Raw genomic sequence first — 18638 nt, 5'->3', positions numbered from 1 at the left:
AGGGTCTAAAAAATGGGATCGCCCGTTGCTTTGACGGCATAGAACAGGCAATCGCTCTTCGCAATCACCGGGTTGGTGGTGATCATGAAGGCTTTGAGGGCCTGGGCGGGGTAGATTCGCCCATCCTTGATTTGAAGCACCTGTTCCATGTTCTCGGCCCGGTTGTGGCTGATCGCCGTGAGAACGTCCAGGCCTTTTTGCCCAACCCATCCGAGAGGCTCATCCGGCGACACAATCCCGAAATTGCGGTGTTCGATGTCGGGCGGAAAGGTGAGGTCCGCCTGCCCACTGGGCGTTAATCGGTACTCGATCGTCGCATCGGGTGCCAACTCCACCCGAATCGGATTGCGCAGTACCGCAACGTTCCATTCCGCTTTCTCCAGCGAGAGCACGTCAGATTGCGAGGCATACCGAACAAGCCCTTCGTACGCCCGTTGGTGCGCGTGGTCATCCTGAGCCCCACCACACTCGATGGTCACCGTGGGAACCTCCTGCTCGGAATACTCCATCAGTGCACCCAGGCGAAGATCCGTCATGATCAGCCGGTCGGTAAAGAGCGACGCCAGCGCTTGGTGGGCAGCGTCGTTGGTGATGGTCACAGCGAAGGCGGGGCCCGTGCCGGAGGTGTTGTGCACGTCCAGCAGGCACTCGGGGTTGGCGGTCTGAAGCTCGGCCAGCATGGCCTGGGCAATGGCGCCTTCCTCTCCTTCAAACGGTTCTTTGAAGCACCGGTTCAGATCACGTCCGCCTGGCCGTTGGCGCAGCGACAATACCGGCGGGATTTTCGCAGGATGAACGCCGCCCAGGAGGAACAGCAGGTTGACCTCGGGGGTGTGCTGCTCCAGTAACCATCGGTGAATCGCGAACAGCCCTGAGGGTTCGTTGCCGTGAAGCAGCGTTGCCATGGCCCGGGTCCTGGAAGGATCGCGGCCAGCAACGCGAACCACCGTGGGCCGTTGCAGCCGGTTCAGCCACTCCAGGGGCGAGCGGCCCAGGGTCTGGGGTGACGGGTTGTTGAGATAATCCAGGGTGTTCGAGCGGCTCATGGTGACAAGGTCCATTCGTGCACGGGTGTGTTTGTCTTCTGATTGCCCATGTAAAGAGACAGCATACTCTTGAACGCCTCGTCGGTAGTCTGGGACCTGAAAAAAGACTCGGTGATCTGGCGCTGCCATCGGGCACCCGTCATCCTGGTTTGAATGCGGCCTTCGATGATCCCGAGCAGGCGGTGGATCTCCGCCTCGTCCACCGCGGTTCGTTGCAAGGCTTCCCGGGCGCGCGGCAGCAGGTCACGGGCAACGTTCAACAGGGGGGTATCCTGTAACTGTACCTGGTCTTTGTGTGGCCAGATGATGTCTGCACCGATGCCGTATTTGGCGGCACGATAGAAATTGTGTTCGGTGTAATGAAAGGGAAGTATCGACGTCAGGTGACGGATATCCTCGAGTACCGCCAACGCCGCTCCGATGACGAACAGCCCGTTCGCGCACATATCCACGGCCGTTGGTCCGGCAGGCATGGAACGAATCTCGATGCGCAGATGGCCGCCTTCTTTGTGATCAAAGATGGCCCGGTTCCAGGGCCACGTAGTCCCATGGTGCAGTCGCAGTTCGGTCAGTTCCGGTACGCCTCCCCGGTCAATAACAGCCATCGGATCTTCTTCCGACATCAATGGAAGGATGGGGGGATACAGGGATGCCGAGGCTGCAAACAGCTCCCAGGCGCTGCGTACCCAGCCGTTGCCGTAATAGACCCGTGGCGGGTGTTTCCAGGTTCTGTGGTTGGGCGACCGGCTGTCGACGCACTGTTTGAACAGGGCGATACGGGTTTCGTCCCAGAGGTGGTGGCCGAACAGGCTGGGCGAATTGCTGGCCAGAGCCAGCGCAATGGGCGTCACCAGCTGCACTGCGTTGAAATAGTCTGCAAAGCGTTGGGCAGGAACGCGCCAGTGCAGTTGGAACGCGGTGTTCGCCCCTTCCATGGTGACGTCGTCCGCTTCCAGGTTGATGACGTCATTGCCACCGATATGGATGCTGAATGGCTCGCCCCGTTGCTGGATCAATGCGTTGGATAGCGCATGGTAGCGGGGTTCGTCTGTCATCACTTTCGCGCCCATATCGGACTGGCGCAAAGTGGGTAGAATGCCGATGGGGACCAGTTCGCCATTCAATGGGGCGGCGTGCTGGTTGATTCGCTGCATGGCCTCGAGCAGTTCCTGCTCGGTTCTGGCAAAGGGGGCTCCCTTGAAGGCCTGGGGGCTGAGGTTGTATTCAAGATTGAAGCGGTTGAGCTCAACCGTCAGTTGTGGATCCTGAACGCTGGCAGCTATTTCTGTGTTGATCGGCTGAACACGCAGGTCCGGGGTTACGATGTAGAACTCGACCTCGGCACCAATGGAAGATTCTCCCTCACCAAAGCCGGGCCGGTTTAGCAGGCGGGTGAGGGCGGTAAGGTCCGTTCGCACCTTGGCAGCAAAACGGTCAAACTCTTCCGCCGTGAATTCCGATTGTTTTATCGACAGTCCCATAGCGGCTGTGCCTCTGACACCGACTTATCTTGATAGTAGCGGAAATGAGGTGTACACGTGTGCCGGCACCCAGTAGATTACCTTCAATCCGGAGTTTGAGTGTTACCCATGAGAATCATTATTCGTTATTTTTTCCGCGCCCTGCGCCTTGTCCTGACGCCGTTCATGCTGCTCAGCGAAAAGCTCAGCACGCCCAAGGGCGTTACCCGCAGCGCTGAACAGCAGGCCCGCGTCGACGAGGCCAGCAAGGATCTCGCCCTGTACCAGTTCCGGGCCTGCCCGTTCTGCATCAAGGTACGCAAGGAGATCGCCCGGCTGGGTCTGAACATTGAAACCCGAGATGCGCAGCATGACCCGCAGCACCGTGCCGCGCTGGAGGCCGGCGGCGGTCAGATCAAGGTGCCTTGCCTGAAGATGCGTCAGGATGATGGCAGTGAGCGATGGCTGTACGAGTCTGATGACATCAGGGCATGGCTGCGGGAACGATTCGAGTCGGGGATTGGAGACCGGGCATATTAGTAGAAGTAAGCAAAGCTTGGTTAGGAGGGCGTAAGAAAACCGGGACAGACTTATTTTGTGCACACTGTTTTTTTGTCTTGGGCTGGCTTTGTCGAAATTGGTCTTCAGTAATCTGTAGGGCTTCTGTTTTTTGGCGTTTTCAGCCCATTTCGAAAAATATCTATCAAACAAGAGCTATCAAACAGACATGACGAGAAAGACATTAGGTTTAACCCGGAAACCAATTAAAGACGCCAAGCCAGTGGCTGAGAAAGCCGAAGCTATGGTTGATGTTGAGACTGACCCACAAAAACGTTTTTTAAACGGTGTGGCTATCAATCCAGCGCCGGGGATTCGTTTGGAGACAGGTTCAGAAAAGCTCACAGTGCGTGCGATGGATTTGATTACGCCGATTGGAATGGGGCAGCGGGGTTTGATAGTTGCACCGCCGGGGTCTGGAAAATCGACGATTTTAAAAGATATTTGCCAGGCGGTGGGAAAGGCGTATCCCGAGATTAAACTTTACGCGCTATTGATCGATGAGCGACCCGAAGAGGTCACTGATTTCAGGCGCAGCGTCCCGGCTGAGGTCCACGCTTCTTCTTCGGATGAAAGCTATGCTCATCACGTTCGCGTTGCCGATGAGCTTCTTGATATCGCCCGCCAACAAGCAGGCGAGGGTCACAACGTGATGATTGTGATTGATTCTCTCACGAGGCTTTCGCGTGTGCATAATGCGGAGCGAAAGAGCAGCGGTCGCACTATGTCTGGCGGGGTTGATGCTCGAGCGATGGAGATCCCGCGGAGGTTGTTTGGCGCTGCACGAAACCTTGAAAATGGCGGCTCGCTTACCATTTTGGCAACCGTTCTGGTTGATACCGGCAGCCGTATGGACCAGGTTATATTTGAGGAATTTAAGGGCACGGGGAACATGGAGCTGGTTTTATCAAGAGACGTTGCGAATCAGCGAATCTTCCCCGCGCTGGACATTTCGAAAAGCAGTACCCGTCGTGAAGAGCTGCTGTTAGATCCGAAATATCTAGACAAAATTAGAGCGTTGCGCCGGGCGCTTAGCGGTCTCAAACCGCTAGAGGGCACAAGAAAGCTGGTTGAGCTGCTTGAGAAGTACCCCACAAATGCTGAGCTTCTGAACAGCATCCCCGGGACGTCCATCGATTGAATCCGCGTTAAGGGGTCCGCCCCGGGGAAACCGGGACAGACTTATTTTTGCTTGGGCTGAGGGACGAGCCCCACGAAGCTTATTGAGGGAGGACGGAAAACGCCCCCTTGGCCAAAAGCTCGCCTTTCTCTGTCACCACCTCAACTCGCCAGTCTCCCAACATGTGCCGGTCGATATACTTGGCTGAGGATGCGCGCATGGGGTCAACCGACGGCCTGATTCCCACCCGCGCAATACGTTCGTCCTCCAGGTACCAGTCGTGGAAGTGCAGCTGGCCTTCCATGCCCTGGATTTCGGTAAACAGGTAAATTCGAATCAGTCCGTCACTGTCCATCCTTAAAACGTTCGGGATTTCGTCGATTGGCTCTTTTTCCTCCAGGCCCGTACTCAATTGCGCCCGGATCAAGTGATCAGAAAGTAGCTTGATGGACGTAGCATCTTCCGGGGACGGTTCGGATTCTCCGGCAGTCGGCTCGGCAACTTCCGGTTTTTCTCGTGCTGCGGTATTCGGTAACTGGATAGATGCAGGCTCGGACGCGGGCTGGTCGATATATACCGACGGGAGAGAGGGCGCCTCAACGCTCTGATGCTCTACCAGCGCTTCCTTTTGTTCCCCGGTGCCAAAGATCTCAAAGGCTCCCCATATTGTGCCCCCCACCACCAGAAACAATACGAAGAGAGCAGCAAAGATGCGCCCCCAGTGATACACAACAATCTCTTGGGGTTCTGCGGGCTCGGGTAGGCGGGAGGACTGAGCTGAAAAAGGTCGCTCTTTCGGTATCGCTGTTTTCACTGGTCGTTCTTCCTTGAAGCGGGCAAAGGATGATTGGCATGTGCACAACAGCTTCACACTGCGAAGGTGTTAGACGAAAAAAAGGGGGCAACTTGCAAGTACGGCAGACAAAATTATTAAAAATTCACTATAGCAAACTGGTGGAAGTACGAGGTTACGGTGCCGTTAATTCATTCTCGACATCAAAACCGTGGTAAACCGGGACAGATCTATTTTTGATGAATTGAACGGCATAGAATTGGCGAACGGTATCAACTGGATGTTCATGTGGCACCCAGATATAAAGCGCAGCGAAAGGCCTTATTATGCATTTGGATAAAGCAAAAAAGCGTATTGCAAAGCAGGTTAAGAAGGGCTTTCATGGCTATCCGTTGGTTTCGCTGGAGTACTTTGGTAAAGCGAACGTTGGTAAAGCGCCGGATTCAGCCACCGAGGTTGTTGTGTCATTTACTGAGGAAGAGGGCGCCGAGCCCCAGAAGCAAACGTTTGTAAGTGGCGGTGATGCCCGGGACGATGAAGCGATTCAATCCACCCTCGTGAAAATTATTGAGCGGGCGGATGCGAAAACGGTGACCGAGATCGACGGTATTTCCACGATATGAACTCCGCTTCAGCGGCCTATCCAATCGGTACGCCCGGCACTCCCTGGGGCGACGCGGAACGTGCTGAGTGGCTGTCACGGCAGACTCGTCAACGCAGTTACGAGTCCGACGTGTTGAGCGTGGTCGAGCGGCTGCGTTCGCGCTTCAACGTGCAAGAGTATGGCCGTCTGGAATATGGCCCGGACGTTTATCCGCTGATGGCAATCCGCAGCCGCGACTGGCGTGCCGATCGGCCGGTGGTGCTGATTACCGGCGGAGTGCATGGCTATGAAACAAGCGGTGTTCACGGTGCGCTGCAGTTCGTTGAGCAGCAGGCAGCGGATTATGCCGGTCGAGTAAACCTGTTGGTCGCGCCTTGCGTCAGCCCCTGGGCTTACGAACGCATCCATCGCTGGAACGCGAACGCGATTGATCCAAACCGCTCGTTTCGTGATGACGGCCAGGCGGGGGAGTCAGTGGCGCTCATGCAGCTGATCGCTTCGACAGAGGAGCCAATACTGCTGCACATCGACCTGCACGAGACCACCGATACCGACGAAACCGAGTTCCGCCCGGCGCTTGCGGCCCGTGATGGCAAACCGTTTGAGCCGGGGGACATTCCGGATGGCTTCTACCTGGTGGATGACACCGAAAGCCCGCACCCGGAATTCCAGCAGGCGTTGATCAAGGCGGTGGAAAAGATCACCCACATCGCGCCGGCGGATGACAATGGCGAGATCCTCGGCTCGCCGGCGGTCGCTCGGGGCGTTATTCAGTATCCGCTGGCGCAGCTTGGCCTTGGCACCAGCATGACCAACGCCCGCTACAGGACCACCACCGAGGTCTACCCGGACAGCGATCGAGTGACCCCCGAGCAATGCAACGCCGCGCAGGTTGCCGCGGTGTGTGCGGCGATCGACTATGCGCTGTCAGGATAAGTGAGGAAACCGGGACAGATTTATTTTCGGAGTGTCTCGGGTCCCACAAACCTGACGAATTGGCCATCACGCTGGGGCTTTTGCAGTCTTACTGAATAATTTAGTTGCTTAGAGTCAGCTTCATGGATTGCGCTATGGCTTTGGCATCGGCCTGACTGCCATCACGATGTGTCACGCCCTCCAGCCACGTTTCCACTGCATCCGGGTTTTGATTCATCCAATGGCGAGCCGCCCGGTCTTGAGGAACAAACTGGTTCATAATCATGTCCATAACCTCACCTTCCATCGCCAATGAAAATTCCAGGTTTTCCAGAAGTTGGGCCACATTCGCACATTCTTCGGAAAACCCGGCGCGGGTATTGGTGTAAACCGTTGCATCACCCTTGTTGGGACCAAAGTAATCATCGCCACCCTCCAGATACGCGATATCAAATCGCTCGTTCATTGGGTGAGGTGCCCAAGCCAGAAACACGATCCACTTTTGATCACGAATTTTGCCATTTACTTGAGCCAACATGATGCGTTCCGATGTCTCAACCAAATTGAATTGGCCTAAACCAAAGGCGTTGGTATCGATCATGTCGAGAATTAGCTGATTACCATCATTGCCTTTCTCCAGACCGTACACGCTGCCATCAAACTTATCTTTAAACTTGGCGATATCAGAAAAGCTTTTGAGCCCGGCGTCATAGACATATTGCGGTACAGCCAGGGTGTATTTTGCGCCTTTGAGGTTGGGGCGTAGCCGCTCTACCTTCTGGTCATTTATCAGTGGATCTGCCACGGGTGCCATACTCGGCATCCAGTTGCCCAGAAAGACGTCGATATCGCCATTCGCCATAGCGTCGTACGTATCCATTACGGATTGGTTGGAAATATCCACTTCGTAGCCAAGCGCCTGCAACAGTTCAGAAGCCACGGCGGTGGTCGCCTTAACATCAGTCCAATCCACAATACCGAATCGTATCTGGTCACACTGCTCGGCTGCATGGGCCTGATGTCCAACCACAACCGACGCAAAAATCGCCAAGAGGAATATCGTTCGCATGTCGCACCTTTTAATTGAACGTTCAATTAATAAAAAATTGGCGCGGGATGGTACCTAAAACTGAATCAAATTGATATTAGGGTGCCTATTCAGGTCCGATTCATAAGGAATGCGCATCTCTTAAACTTTGTTAACCTATTGAAATGTAAATAAAATTTAACAGGTTGCTTCACGTGTGTTTCTGATATTCTCGAATGGTTCAAAAAACTGACACGTGCCTGATGGGACGATGGAGAAAATGGTCTCCTTCTCGTCATAGTGGGTAGGTCAGACCACCTGAACAATGGGATTTACATCAATGAAAATGAAATCACTGCTCGTTTTTTTATCTCTGAGTGCCACCTCATTGGGTGCCGTTGCGGATGATACAGCCGACGCCGCTCTAGGTGGCGGTATTGGCGGAGCGATTGGGGCTGCCATCGGCAACGAGGTAGGTGGAAGAGATGGTGCTATTCTCGGCGGTGCCGTCGGTGCGGCAACCGGAACAGCCATTTCCACCAAAGATCATAGAGAATACGATCGCGACCATGATCGCCGTCGTCATGACTACGACGATCGCCGGTCTTACCGGAAGTCTGGTGGCCATTTCTGCCCACCGGGCCAGGCGAAAAAGGGCAACTGCTGAAACGCGACATGCCTGCAATTTGATTTGTGCGCTTCAAAAAGCCTTTCTCCAACGGAAAGGCTTTTTTATTTTCGACCCTGAACCACCTACTGAAATAGTCTTTTTTGGAAAATAGATCTGTCCCGGTTTCGGTTGAATTCCGTCCATGTGCCCTGATTATTGCAATCATTAGACAGACAGAGGCCGATCAACCATGACCGATACCCGACACCTCGTGTGTCCCCATTGCCACAAAGTGAATCGCGTACCTGCCGACAAGCTGTCCGCCGGGGGCAACTGCGGTGCCTGCAAGCAACCGCTCTGGCCCGATCAGGTGCTGGAGCTGACGGAGCAGACCTTTGCGGCTCACACTGGGCGCAGCGATGTACCGGTGCTGGTGGACTTCTGGGCCAGTTGGTGTGGTCCCTGCAAGATGATGGCGCCACAGTTCGAACAGGCTTCAAAGGCGTGGCGGGGTAAAGTGCGTTTTGCCAAGCTCAACACCGAACAGGCGCCTGGGCCGTCCGGCCAGTTCGGCATCCGCAGCATACCCACCATGATCCTGTTCCAGAATGGCCGGGAAATCGCCCGCCAGAGCGGCGCCATGAACCAGGCCCAGATCAGCCAGTGGCTGCAATCCCAGGGCATTCGTTAGGGCGTTGCTCGTCGGTGTGGCGACATTTTGCGGTACTCGTTACTGAAAAATAGATCTGTCCCGGATTGTGGGTAGGTTTCGCATAACCATGCGCCACCTCGGGAGCGGCTCAGATGAATGTCCAGGCCAATACCCGCGTAATCTTGTTTCCCTGCTTCATCTCTATTTCCCGACTATCAACGGCACCGAGCTTACGAATTAACTTCTTTGCAGGCTTAACATTGTCGGCTTTTGAAACCAGGCTGGTAAACCAGCGGCATTGATTTGAATACACCTGGCTTTCTCTTATCAGCTTTTTCAGAAACAGCTGTTCACCCCCCTTACACCAAAGCTCTGCGCCCAGCCCGCCAAAATTCAGGGTGGGGGAGTCGGTTTCTGCTTTTTGTTCACCGCGCTGTTTACCGCGACTACGAGCAAGGTTATTGCGTTTAAGCTGGTTACCTTTAAGTGCTTCATCGAGTGAGGCATGGAAGGGTGGGTTGCACACGCTGACGTCAAAGAACTCCCCGGCTTGAATGATCCCTTCAAAGATATGGTTTTTATCGTGCTGCGTGCGCAGCGTGAAGCGGTCTTTGAGGGTGGGGTTGTTGGCGATAATCGTGGCGACGTTCTCAAGCGACTGGGTGTTAATGTCACTACCGACACACTGCCAGCCGTAAATCTGGCAGGCCAGTAGCGGGTAGATTCCATTGGCTCCCGTCCCTATGTCGAGCAGCTTGATGTTGGGCTGTTCAGGCCCAGGCCCAGGCCCGGTCCCAAGCCCAAGCAGGTCAGCCATGTAATGGATATAGTCGGCTCTGCCCGGGATGGGAGGGCAAAGCGCACCCTCTGGAATATCCCAATCGACAATGTTGTAGTGTCGGTTTAGTAACGCGGCGTTGAGGGTTTTTACGGCCAATGGATCTGCGAAATCGATGGAAAGGTCGCCATGAGCGTTCGGTTTTACATGGGGAGCCAGTGCTGGGTGGCTTTTTACGAGCGCTGGGAAGTCATAGCCCTGGTTGTGTAGGTTCCTCGGGTGTAGACCTTTGCGAACAGGCTTGGCTTGGCTTTGTTTACGTCGATGGAGGGTGCTCACAGAAATAGGCCCGGGGCTTGGTGTTCAGAAGTAGAGTGGGTCTGGCTTGGTGCGTGATTATAATCTTACTGTATGTGATGCACGAAAACATGGTACGCAGTCGTTGTGCCCGGAGCCCGAAATGATTAAGCCTAGTTGTTACAGCTGTCGGAAAAAGTTTGAGCCATCGGCGCTCAGGGTTCATTACTCAAAGAACTACTGTGAGGACTGCGGCGTTGGGCTGTTTGGCGAGGACTACTTCACTTTCGCCAGAAAGCCCGCCCCAACCACCCAGAAGAACCTGGCTATCCATTTTGCAGTGCTTCTTGGGGTTGCTGGCTTGTTGTTATGGTTTTGGACTGGCAGGTCATGATGGTTCAGAAAACCGGAACAGATCTATTTTCTCTCGCTCACGATGGCCGAGTGCTCCACTGGCGAGGAGTTACAAAAATCCTAAGGCGTCGAATCAAAGACTGATTTATGTTTCACCTCTGATTGATTGAAGGAAGCAAAACAAGGATGTCTGACAAATGGATTTGAGCCTGGCCCATACCCTTATTGCTGAATTCTGGTACCTGTTACCTCTTTGCCTGATAGCGACACTGATCCGGTCGCCCTGGTTCAAGGGCAAGTTCGGCGAGTTTCTGGTCAACCTCTCGGCGCGGTGTTTCCTAGACAAATCCCACTACCATCTCATCAAGAACGTTACCCTCCCCACGGAGGACGGCACCACGCAGATCGACCACGTTCTGGTTTCGGAGTTTGGTGTCTTCGTTGTCGAGACCAAAAACATGAAGGGCTGGATCTTCGGTGGTCCTCATCAGCGCTTCTGGACCCAAAAGATTTACCGGTCCAATCACAAATTCCAGAACCCTCTACACCAGAACTACAAGCACGTAAAAACGCTTCAGTCGCTGCTCGGGCTAGGCGACCATCAGATGCACTCGGTGGTCGTGTTTGTGGGGGACAGCACGTTCAAAACGCCCATGCCGGGAAACGTGATTCAGGGGCTCGGGTATGTTCGCTATATAAAGTCTCGACAGAAGTTAGTGCTGAGCCCGGAGCAAGTGGCGGAAGTTCGGGAAAAGGTGGCATCCGGTCGCCTCAAGGCGTCCTTCGCCACCGATAAGGCCCATGCTCGCTATGTGAGAGGTCTGGTGGCCGAGCGTCACGGTGATGCGCCCCGTCGCCGGAGTAGGAGGCTTCTCAAGCTCCTTGTTTTCCCAGTCTTGATGTTGGGAGTCGGTGCGATCGGAGTGAACGCGTATTCGAACTTTGTTTCGGGGGCGATGGCAATAGGCACGAAAAGGATGCCTGAACAACGGGTTGAAGGTGTACCGCAGCCCACTCCTCGTCAATCAGAAAGTGAACCAAAAATTGATTCGAGGAAAGTGGAACCCGAGCCTTCCTCAGACACCGGTGTTCAGCGTGTCCATCAACCGCCCTCGGAGTTGTTTTTGGCAAGGCAGGAATGTAACGCATTGATCGCTGCCGCTATTGGTAATCAGGATCCGCGCCTTCTCAGAGACAGGGGCAAGGCGTGTGCTCGGTATAAGGTTCTGCAAGGGGAAGTGCATTGAATCAAAAAGGCTCACTCACCTCATGGAACGACGCCAAAGGCTTCGGCTTCATCACCCCTGAAAACGGGGGTGACCGTCTATTTGCTCATATCAGCGCCTATCAGGGGCGGGGCAGGCCTTCGGCCAGCCGCAAGGTGGTTTACGCGCAAACAAAAGACGAGAAGGGCCGGTTAAGGGCGGCTAGTTTCCAGTACGCTGGCGTTGCACGACACCGCGCAGCGGTAGCGACGGGTGTCTGGGTCGCTCTGTTGATTGCAGCCGCAGTGGGAGGTGCGGTCTCTGTGTTGTATGTTCAGGGGTATGTGCCGCTGCTTTTGCCGGTCGCCTATGGGGTGATGAGCCTGATTACTTTCTTGATGTACGCGGTCGACAAAGGCGCCGCCGAGCGCGGCAACCGGCGGGTACCTGAGGGGCGGTTGCATCTGTTTGAACTTCTGTGTGGCTGGCCGGGAGCGCTGGTGGGCCAGCAATTCTTTCGTCATAAAACCCGTAAGACCTCGTTTCAGGTGGCCTTCTGGTTCTATGTGATTCTCAATCTTGCGGTTCTCGCCTGGCTGTTGGTGTGGCCGGATGCAGAGTTTGCCCGGCAGGCGCTGGAGATTAAGCCGGTCATGCTTATCAGGATCTAGCTGTGCAAAAAATTTGCTCACAGGCCAGTGGTAGATAGATTTGTCCCGGTTTCCCGTTAACACCAGCCCCTGGCGATGACAGCTTCTTCAATTCGCTTGAGTGCGTTAATCCAGGCCCCCAGGCGAATCGATTTGAGCTGGTGATGTTCGGCGCACTCGGTGGCCTGTTGGTAACTGTAAACCAGCCGTTGTCGACGTTGCTCACTGATGGTTTCCGCCCCCCAATAGTCGTCGGCAAGGCCTTGTGTCCGTTCCATCTGGCAAAGGTGAACGCTGCCAGCGTTCGCCAGGACGTCCGGTACGATGGTGACACCGCGATCCAGCAACAGTTCGTCCGCTTCCAGTGTAGTGGGGGCGTTGGCGGCTTCAACGAGGATTCTTGCCTTCACGTTTTCTGCGACTTCTTTGGTGATCACTCCCTGCAGGGCTGCCGGTACCAGCACATCACAGTCACAGGAAAACAGCTCTTCGTTGGTGATCGGCTGGGTGTTCGGGAAGTTTTTCAGGCTGCCTTCCTTCTCGCGGTGATTCAGAAGCTCGTCAATGTCCAGGCCTTCTTCAGCGTAGACGCCACTGTCGATTTCGCGGATGGCAATGACCTTGCAGCCTGCGTTGTGAAACGCCTGGGCAGCGACTGAGCCCACCTGTCCGAAGCCTTGAATCGCCACGCGCGCGCCCTCGAGTTTGAAATCGATCTGCTCCGCTGCCGCCTGAAAGACTTCGAAAACCCCGAGACCTGTGGCCTCGTAACCGCCCAGAACACCACCCAGAATCGGCGGCTTGTCGTTCACCGCCACTGGTGAGTGGCGGCCGGTAATCTGCTCGTACTCATCGAGCATCCAGGCCATGCTTTGCATGTCGGTGCCTACGTCAGCGCCGGGGACATCACAGTCCGGGCCGGAGGGCCTGAGATAGCGGATATAGGCTCTGCACAGCCGTTCGAGTTCGTGCTTGCTGAGCTTGCCGGGGTCAGCGGCAATGCCACCCTTGCCACCACCAGCGGGAATTCGCCCTGCGGCATGCTTGATCGACATAACCAGCGCTAGCGCCTTGCACTCGTCGAGGTTGAGGTCCGGGGAGATGCGGGTGCCATCCCGGGTAGGGCCGAGGGCGTCTGTATGACAGACCCGGTAGGCGTCGAATACACGACTGCTGCCGTCGTCCATTTTTAGTGGGATGCGAAAGCTGGTGGCCCTACCGGGGGCGGATAGCAGTTCCACAACATCGGGATTGATCTTGCCGATCTCTGCGGCCTGGTGCATCAGGCGGGTGCTTTGCTCAAGGAAGTCTTCCATGGTGGTTCCTCCCCTGTGGCTGCGCTGATTGACTACTTTAAGCTTGGTAGATTATCCCTCCCGCTGCAAATCCTTGGCCGTGGGTTATCAGGCAGTCGGTTTCCCTCCGCTGTAGTCAGAGCCGCCACCGGTTATAATGGCGTCCCTTTAACCGTCGCAGAGAACCCTATGCCAATCGAAAAGAATCAGGTGGTCTTGTTTCACTACAGCGTCAGTGATGAACAGGGCAACGTTGTTGAAAACTCCCGTGGTGGCGAGCCGAACGCCTACCTGCACGGCCACGGCGGCATTATCAAAGGGCTGGAAGAAGCCCTGGAAGGTCGCGAGGCCGGCGATACGTTCAGCGTCACCGTCACTCCGGATAAAGCCTATGGCCCGCGCAAGGCCGACGCCGTGCAGCGCGTGCCGATCAAGCATTTGATGGGTGCCAAGCGCTGGAAGGCCGGCATGATTGCTCAGGTGCAAACCGAGCAGGGCCCGCGCCATGTGGTCGTCGCCAAGGTCGGCCACAAGTTTGCCGATGTCGACACCAACCATCCGATGGCCGGTAAAACCCTGACCTTTGATATCGAAATCCTTGAAGTACGCGCTGCCGATGCGGAAGAGTTAGCGCACGGCCATGCGCATGGGCCGGGTGGGCATCATTGATCGATTAAGCCCTGCAACATGAATGCGCCTTTCACGCTGCGGCCTTACCAGCAGGAAGCGGTCGAGGCCACACTGAACCATTTCCGCCAGTCCGATGAGTCTGCCGTCATCGTGCTGCCAACCGGTGCCGGTAAAAGTCTGGTTATTGCAGAGTTGGCGCGTCTTGCCCGCCGCAAGATTCTGGTGCTGACCCACGTCAAAGAGCTGGTGGAGCAGAATCACGCCAAATACCAGAGTTATGGGCTAATGGGCGGCGTTTTCTCCGCCGGGCTGAAACGTAAGGAACACCGGCATCAGGTGACCTTTGCCAGTGTACAGTCGGTATCGGCGAACCTGGATCAGTTCAGGGATGAATATTCGTTAGTCATCATCGATGAGTGCCATCGGGTCAGCGGTGAGGAAACCAGTCAGTATCAGAGGATCATTGAGCTGCTGCGGCAACAGAACAACGCCCTCAAAGTGCTTGGGTTAACCGCTACTCCCTATCGTTTGGCCATGGGCTGGATCTATCGCTATCACTACCGGGGCTTTGTCCGAGGCGATCGGGATAAGCCCTTTCAGCACTGCATCTTTGAACTGCCGTTGAGCTACATGATCAATCGGGGGTATCTCACCAGGCCGGAGTTGGTGAACGCGGCTGTGGCGCAATACGATTTCTCCGCGCTGGCTCAGGACCGCTTTGGCGAATACGCCGAGAAAGACGTCAACCAGCTGCTGAGTAAACACCGGCGTGTGACCCGGGCCATCATTGAGCAGGTGATGGAGCTGGCCGCTGAGCGCCAGGGGGTGATGATCTTTGCTGCCACGGTGGATCATGCGCGGGAGATCACCGGCTATCTGCCGGAACACCAGACCGCCCTGGTAACCGGCGCGACCGATTTGACCGAACGGGCGTTGCTGATCCAGCGCTTCAAGCAGCGGCAGTTAAAGTATCTGGTGAATGTGTCTGTGCTCACCACGGGCTTTGATGCGCCCCATGTGGATTTTATCGCCATTCTCCGCCCGACCCAGTCGGTCAGCCTGTATCAGCAGATTGTGGGCCGCGGGCTTCGTCTTGACGAAGGCAAGCAGGATTGCCTGGTGATTGATTACGCGGGCAACCATGTGAATCTGCACCACCCGGAGGTGGGGGAGCCGAAACCAAACCCAGATAGTGAGCCGGTGCAGGTATTCTGTCCGGACTGTGGTTTTGCCAATATCTTTTGGGGCAAAACCGACGATGACGGCGGTGTTGTCGAGCACTACGGCCGCCGTTGTCAGGGGCTGCTGGAGCCTGCTGAAGGGGATAACCATGCTGTGCAGAACAGGCGCCTGCAACAGTGCGATTACCGTTTTCGTTTCAAGGAGTGCCCGCACTGCGGTGGCGAGAATGATATTGCCGCCCGCAACTGCCACGAGTGCCAAAAAGCCATCATCGACCCGGATGATCAGCTGAGAGATGCCCTGAAACTCAAGGATGCCATGGTGATCCGTTGTGCCGGGATCACGTTAAGTGGCGGTGAGAGCAAGCTGAGGCTCACCTATCACGGTGAAGATGGGGAGGAACTTAGCGAGTCGTTTGATTTCAGCAAGCCTGCTCAGCGAACCGTTTTTAACAAGCTGTTCGGGCGTCGTTTCGCGAATGGCGAGGCTCCGAAAGCGTTCAGCAGGGTTGGTGAGGTGCTTGAGAGTCAGGCCCTGTTGCCGGCACCGGATTTTGTGGTTGCTCGTAAGCAGAAGCACTATTGGCAGGTGCAGGAGCGGATTTTCGATTATCAGGGGCACTATCGTAAGGCGAATGCGCTGTAACTTGGGTATTGAGGCAGCTTTGTTTACCATTGGGTCCGGAGCCAGTGACGGCCCACCTCGACAATACGGATGATTCTTCAAGGACAGAAGGAGTAAAGGAATGAGCAAGAAAGTTGTGCTGTTGGGTGATCTGGGAACAGATCATCAGGGGTTCCCGCCCACTCCGGTTATTGCCGGCTCTCCCGATGTACTGATTGATGGAAAACCCGTCGCCCGTGTTGGCGATCCTCTCGCCCCACACTCCAAGCCCAAGCATCCTCCCCATCCGCGAGCTATTGCTGCTGGTTCGGCAACGGTATTGATCAATGGCATTCCTGCCGCCGTGACGGGTAGTGCGGTTTCCTGCGGTGGTGTCACCATCGGCAGTGGCAGCGTTGTGATTGGTGATACTCAGTAAGCGTCCGGCCATCACACCTTGTCAGTAATAGCCGGCTTCCAGTTGTGAGGCAATAGCTCATCGATGGCGTTGTTCTTCTGCATCGGGAGACGGGTCAGCACATCCTTCAGATAGGCATACGGATCATGTCCGTTCAGCTTCGCCGACTGGATCAGAGTCATGATGGCAGCCGCACGCTGACCACTGCGCAGTGATCCCGCGAACAACCAGTTGGAGCGGCCCAGCGCCCAGGGCCGGATCTGGTTTTCCACCCAGTTGTTGTCGATGGGCACAGCACCATCGTCCAGGTAGCGCGTCAGCGCTGCCCAGCGTTTGAGGCTGTAATCCAACGCTTTGGCCGTGCCGGAACCATCCGGCACTTTCTGGCGATGCGCCAGCATCCACTGATGCAGCGCATCAGCAATCGGCTTGGCTTTTGTTTCCCGGATTTCCTGCCGCTTGTCCGGTGGCAGGTCTTTGGTGTCCCGCTCGATTTCGTAGAGCCTTCCGATGTACTCCAGCGCCTTAGCGGCTAGCTCGCTCTTGTTGGCTTCGTGCAGATCGTAGAACTTGCGCCGGGCGTGGGCCATGCAACCGATCTCGATGATGCCGTTGCCGAACCCGGCCTTGTAACCAGCGTAATCATCACAGACCAGCTTGCCCTGCCAGTCACCCAGGAAGGTGCGGGCGTGTTCGCCTGCACGGCTGGGCGCGAAGTCATAAACGGTGGCTTTCAGGTCCGAGAACGGTGTGGTGCAGTAAGCCCAGACGTAGGCCTTGTGGGTTTTCTTCTTGCCCGGGGCCAGCATGCTGACCGGGGTTTCATCGGCATGCAGAACGCTGTGGTCCAGCAGGGTGTTTCTCAGCGCATCCACCAGGGGCTGTAACTGCACACCGCAGGCACCGACCCATTCGGCCAGGGTGGAGCGCGGAATTTCGAGGCCGGCGCGACCGAAGATGCGTTCCTGACGGTACAGCGGTAGATGATCGGCGTACTTGGCCACCAGGACCTGAGCCAGCAGACCAGCGGTGGGAATGCCCTTGTCGATCACCTGCGGTGGCACCGGTGCCTGGACCAGGGTCTCGCAACTGTCACAGACCCACTTGCCCCGGATGTGGCGTTCCACCGTGAACTCGCCCGGAACGTAGTCCAGCTTTTCGCTGACGTCTTCGCCGATGCGCTTGAGCTGGCAGCCGCAGCGGCACTGAGTGTTTTCGGGCTCGTGGTGGATCAGGGTGCGGGGCAGTTCCGGCGGCAGCGGGGTGCGCTTGGGCTTTTGCTTTGGCCGGGCAGCTTTCTGCTCCTCGGTCATCGCCTGTTCCAGCTCGACTTCGATAGCCGCCAGGTCGCTGTCGATCAGTTCATCCAGCAGTCGTCCCTGGACGGCGTCCAGTTGCTCGCTGCGCCGGGCATACTTATGGCGCTTGAGGATGGCCACTTCGTGAGTCAGCTTCTCGATGACCGCATCACGGTGCACCAGGGCCCGCTCCTTGTTCTCGACACGATCGAACAGTTCCGTGGCAAGAGCACGGAGCTGATCGGCAGAGAGTTGGTCGAGATCGGGGCGCTGAGTCATGCCCGTCAGTATGCCAAGTCCATGTGCCGCAAGCGATTCGCGGTTCTGGCTATGGCGATATCACTCAGCTTATGGTTACAGAATGGAGATCACGCCTTCAGCGCCAAGGCGTTGCCAGGGCAGGCCCTGAACCAGAGCGGATAACTGTTCCTCAGTCAGGCGCAGTTGGTCACCGCGCCAGGCTTCGCCCCAGTGGAACTTGCCCCGATTCAGCCGGCGAGCACAGAGCCAGATGCCCAGGCCATCGTGGATCAAGACCTTCATCCGGTTGCCCCGTTTGTTGGCAAACAGGTAGGCGCAATGCGGCCTGGCAGAACCGAAGACCTGAATAACCCGAGCCAGCGCTTTGTCTGGCCCGGCTCGCATGTCCAGCGGCTCAGTGGCCAGCCAGATCTCGTCAATGCGGATCATCCCAGCAGATCCCGCAACAGGGCGGCACACTGGTGGGCCTGCTCCGCAGGCCACTCCACCACCACCGCACCACCGGCGCGGGGAATCTCGATGCGGATGGTGCTACGCTTATCCGAGACCGATTGGTTGCCCGGTGCAGAGGTTGCAGCAGGCAGATTAACCGGAACAAATCCCGGTGTTGCTGGTGTTTTATCCGCTCGCTGCGCTTCACTCATCCAGCGCCGGACCATGTTGGCGTTGAGACCGTTATCCAGTGAAATCCGGGAAACGGAGGCCCCGGGTTCCAGGCATTTGGCGACAATCTCGGCTTTGAATTCGCGGGAAAACCGGCGACGGCGTTGGTAGGGCTTGGTTACGCTTAATTCGTTCATGTTAAGTGTCCACTAGAAAATAAGTGGACACTATCCTGACGTTGGCAGCGCCGTGCTCAAGATGGGATCACCGGACGCTTAC

The 18638-nt window shown here is 56.1% G+C and carries 20 protein-coding genes; 11 read left to right on the top strand and 9 right to left on the bottom strand.

The annotated features are described in order from the left end of the window. Positions 1-5: 5 nt before the first annotated feature. Together ACJO3M_RS16295 and ACJO3M_RS16290 are read right to left on the bottom strand one after the other, a co-directional pair. Positions 6-1046 (bottom strand): M14 family metallopeptidase, encoded by a 1041-nt coding sequence (locus tag ACJO3M_RS16295; RefSeq protein ID WP_407002440.1) that lies wholly within the window; start codon positions 1044-1046, stop codon positions 6-8. Continuing rightward, positions 1043-2527 (bottom strand): glutamate-cysteine ligase family protein, encoded by a 1485-nt coding sequence (locus ACJO3M_RS16290; RefSeq protein ID WP_407002439.1) that lies wholly within the window; start codon positions 2525-2527, stop codon positions 1043-1045. Before ACJO3M_RS16290 ends, ACJO3M_RS16295 begins: the two co-directional genes overlap by 4 nt. A gap of 108 nt (positions 2528-2635) precedes the next feature. On the opposite strand from ACJO3M_RS16290, the gene ACJO3M_RS16285 reads away from it, so the two are divergent. Both ACJO3M_RS16285 and rho read left to right on the top strand, forming a co-directional pair. Then, a complete protein-coding gene (locus tag ACJO3M_RS16285) occupies positions 2636-3046 on the top strand; it encodes a glutaredoxin family protein (RefSeq protein WP_407002438.1) in 411 nt (136 codons plus the stop codon). A gap of 130 nt (positions 3047-3176) precedes the next feature. After that, positions 3177-4205, top strand: coding sequence for a transcription termination factor Rho (gene rho, locus ACJO3M_RS16280; protein ID WP_407002437.1), 1029 nt, complete (start codon positions 3177-3179; stop codon positions 4203-4205). Between the two features lie 79 nt (positions 4206-4284). Here rho and ACJO3M_RS16275 read toward each other — a convergent pair whose 3' ends face one another. Further along, on the bottom strand, positions 4285-4998 hold the full coding sequence (locus tag ACJO3M_RS16275; RefSeq protein WP_407002436.1) for a DUF2914 domain-containing protein: 714 nt from the start codon (positions 4996-4998) through the stop codon (positions 4285-4287). A gap of 305 nt (positions 4999-5303) precedes the next feature. Between ACJO3M_RS16275 and ACJO3M_RS16270 the strand changes: the two genes are divergently transcribed. Together ACJO3M_RS16270 and ACJO3M_RS16265 are read left to right on the top strand one after the other, a co-directional pair. Next, positions 5304-5600: a hypothetical protein gene (locus ACJO3M_RS16270; protein ID WP_407002435.1), complete on the top strand. Its 297-nt coding sequence runs from the start codon at positions 5304-5306 to the stop codon at positions 5598-5600. Next, positions 5597-6517, top strand: a complete 921-nt coding sequence (locus tag ACJO3M_RS16265) for a M14 family metallopeptidase (protein WP_407002434.1) — start codon at positions 5597-5599, stop codon at positions 6515-6517. Before ACJO3M_RS16270 ends, ACJO3M_RS16265 begins: the two co-directional genes overlap by 4 nt. Before the next feature lie 100 nt (positions 6518-6617). Here the strand turns inward: ACJO3M_RS16265 and choX are convergent, their stop codons facing one another. Beyond that, complete coding sequence (gene choX, locus ACJO3M_RS16260; RefSeq protein ID WP_407002433.1) at positions 6618-7565, bottom strand: choline ABC transporter substrate-binding protein; 948 nt, start codon at positions 7563-7565, stop codon at positions 6618-6620. 298 nt (positions 7566-7863) lie between these two features. Here choX and ACJO3M_RS16255 point away from each other — a divergent pair, with 298 nt between their 5' ends. Beyond that, the gene (locus ACJO3M_RS16255) at positions 7864-8190 is read left to right on the top strand and encodes a YMGG-like glycine zipper-containing protein (RefSeq protein WP_407002432.1); all 327 of its coding nucleotides are present in this window, start codon (positions 7864-7866) and stop codon (positions 8188-8190) included. 193 nt (positions 8191-8383) lie between these two features. Continuing rightward, positions 8384-8824 (top strand): thioredoxin TrxC, encoded by a 441-nt coding sequence (gene trxC, locus ACJO3M_RS16250; protein ID WP_407002431.1) that lies wholly within the window; start codon positions 8384-8386, stop codon positions 8822-8824. A 109-nt stretch (positions 8825-8933) separates the two neighbouring features. On the opposite strand, the gene rlmF is transcribed toward trxC, so the two are convergent. Next, complete coding sequence (gene rlmF, locus ACJO3M_RS16245) at positions 8934-9902, bottom strand: 23S rRNA (adenine(1618)-N(6))-methyltransferase RlmF (RefSeq protein ID WP_407002430.1); 969 nt, start codon at positions 9900-9902, stop codon at positions 8934-8936. Positions 9903-10411: 509 nt separating this feature from the next. Between rlmF and ACJO3M_RS16240 the strand changes: the two genes are divergently transcribed. Further along, the gene (locus tag ACJO3M_RS16240; RefSeq protein WP_407002429.1) at positions 10412-11461 is read left to right on the top strand and encodes a nuclease-related domain-containing protein; all 1050 of its coding nucleotides are present in this window, start codon (positions 10412-10414) and stop codon (positions 11459-11461) included. Beyond that, a complete protein-coding gene (locus ACJO3M_RS16235; RefSeq protein WP_407002428.1) occupies positions 11458-12090 on the top strand; it encodes a DUF1294 domain-containing protein in 633 nt (210 codons plus the stop codon). The genes ACJO3M_RS16240 and ACJO3M_RS16235 overlap by 4 nt, the downstream gene beginning before the upstream one ends. 56 nt (positions 12091-12146) lie before the next feature. On the opposite strand, the gene ACJO3M_RS16230 is transcribed toward ACJO3M_RS16235, so the two are convergent. Then, entirely contained in the window at positions 12147-13385 is a 1239-nt protein-coding gene (locus ACJO3M_RS16230; RefSeq protein ID WP_407002427.1) for a Glu/Leu/Phe/Val family dehydrogenase, read from the bottom strand. A gap of 168 nt (positions 13386-13553) precedes the next feature. On the opposite strand from ACJO3M_RS16230, the gene ACJO3M_RS16225 reads away from it, so the two are divergent. The 3 genes from ACJO3M_RS16225 (at position 13554) to ACJO3M_RS16215 (ending at position 16218) form a co-directional block, all read left to right on the top strand. Next, complete coding sequence (locus ACJO3M_RS16225; RefSeq protein WP_407002426.1) at positions 13554-14033, top strand: FKBP-type peptidyl-prolyl cis-trans isomerase; 480 nt, start codon at positions 13554-13556, stop codon at positions 14031-14033. Between the two features lie 18 nt (positions 14034-14051). Beyond that, positions 14052-15821 (top strand): DNA repair helicase RadD, encoded by a 1770-nt coding sequence (radD, locus tag ACJO3M_RS16220; protein ID WP_407002425.1) that lies wholly within the window; start codon positions 14052-14054, stop codon positions 15819-15821. Between the two features lie 100 nt (positions 15822-15921). Then, positions 15922-16218 carry a type VI secretion system PAAR protein gene (locus ACJO3M_RS16215; RefSeq protein WP_407002424.1) on the top strand — a complete coding sequence of 99 codons (297 nt, stop codon included), beginning with the start codon at positions 15922-15924 and terminating at the stop codon, positions 16216-16218. Between the two features lie 11 nt (positions 16219-16229). On the opposite strand, the gene tnpC is transcribed toward ACJO3M_RS16215, so the two are convergent. The 3 genes from tnpC to tnpA form a co-directional block, all read right to left on the bottom strand. Further along, positions 16230-17774, bottom strand: a complete 1545-nt coding sequence (gene tnpC, locus ACJO3M_RS16210) for an IS66 family transposase (protein ID WP_406999692.1) — start codon at positions 17772-17774, stop codon at positions 16230-16232. Positions 17775-17849: 75 nt separating this feature from the next. Beyond that, a complete protein-coding gene (gene tnpB / locus ACJO3M_RS16205) occupies positions 17850-18185 on the bottom strand; it encodes an IS66 family insertion sequence element accessory protein TnpB (RefSeq protein WP_406999690.1) in 336 nt (111 codons plus the stop codon). Beyond that, positions 18182-18556 carry an IS66-like element accessory protein TnpA gene (tnpA, locus tag ACJO3M_RS16200; RefSeq protein WP_406999688.1) on the bottom strand — a complete coding sequence of 125 codons (375 nt, stop codon included), beginning with the start codon at positions 18554-18556 and terminating at the stop codon, positions 18182-18184. Before tnpA ends, tnpB begins: the two co-directional genes overlap by 4 nt. Positions 18557-18638: the final 82 nt, after the last annotated feature.

Origin of the sequence: Marinobacter alkalisoli (assembly GCF_045449795.1) — a bacterium.
Classification (GTDB): Bacteria; Pseudomonadota; Gammaproteobacteria; order Pseudomonadales; family Oleiphilaceae; genus Marinobacter.
Note: the sequence above shows the minus strand (reverse complement) of the source record. Positions and strands in the feature narration are given on the sequence as shown.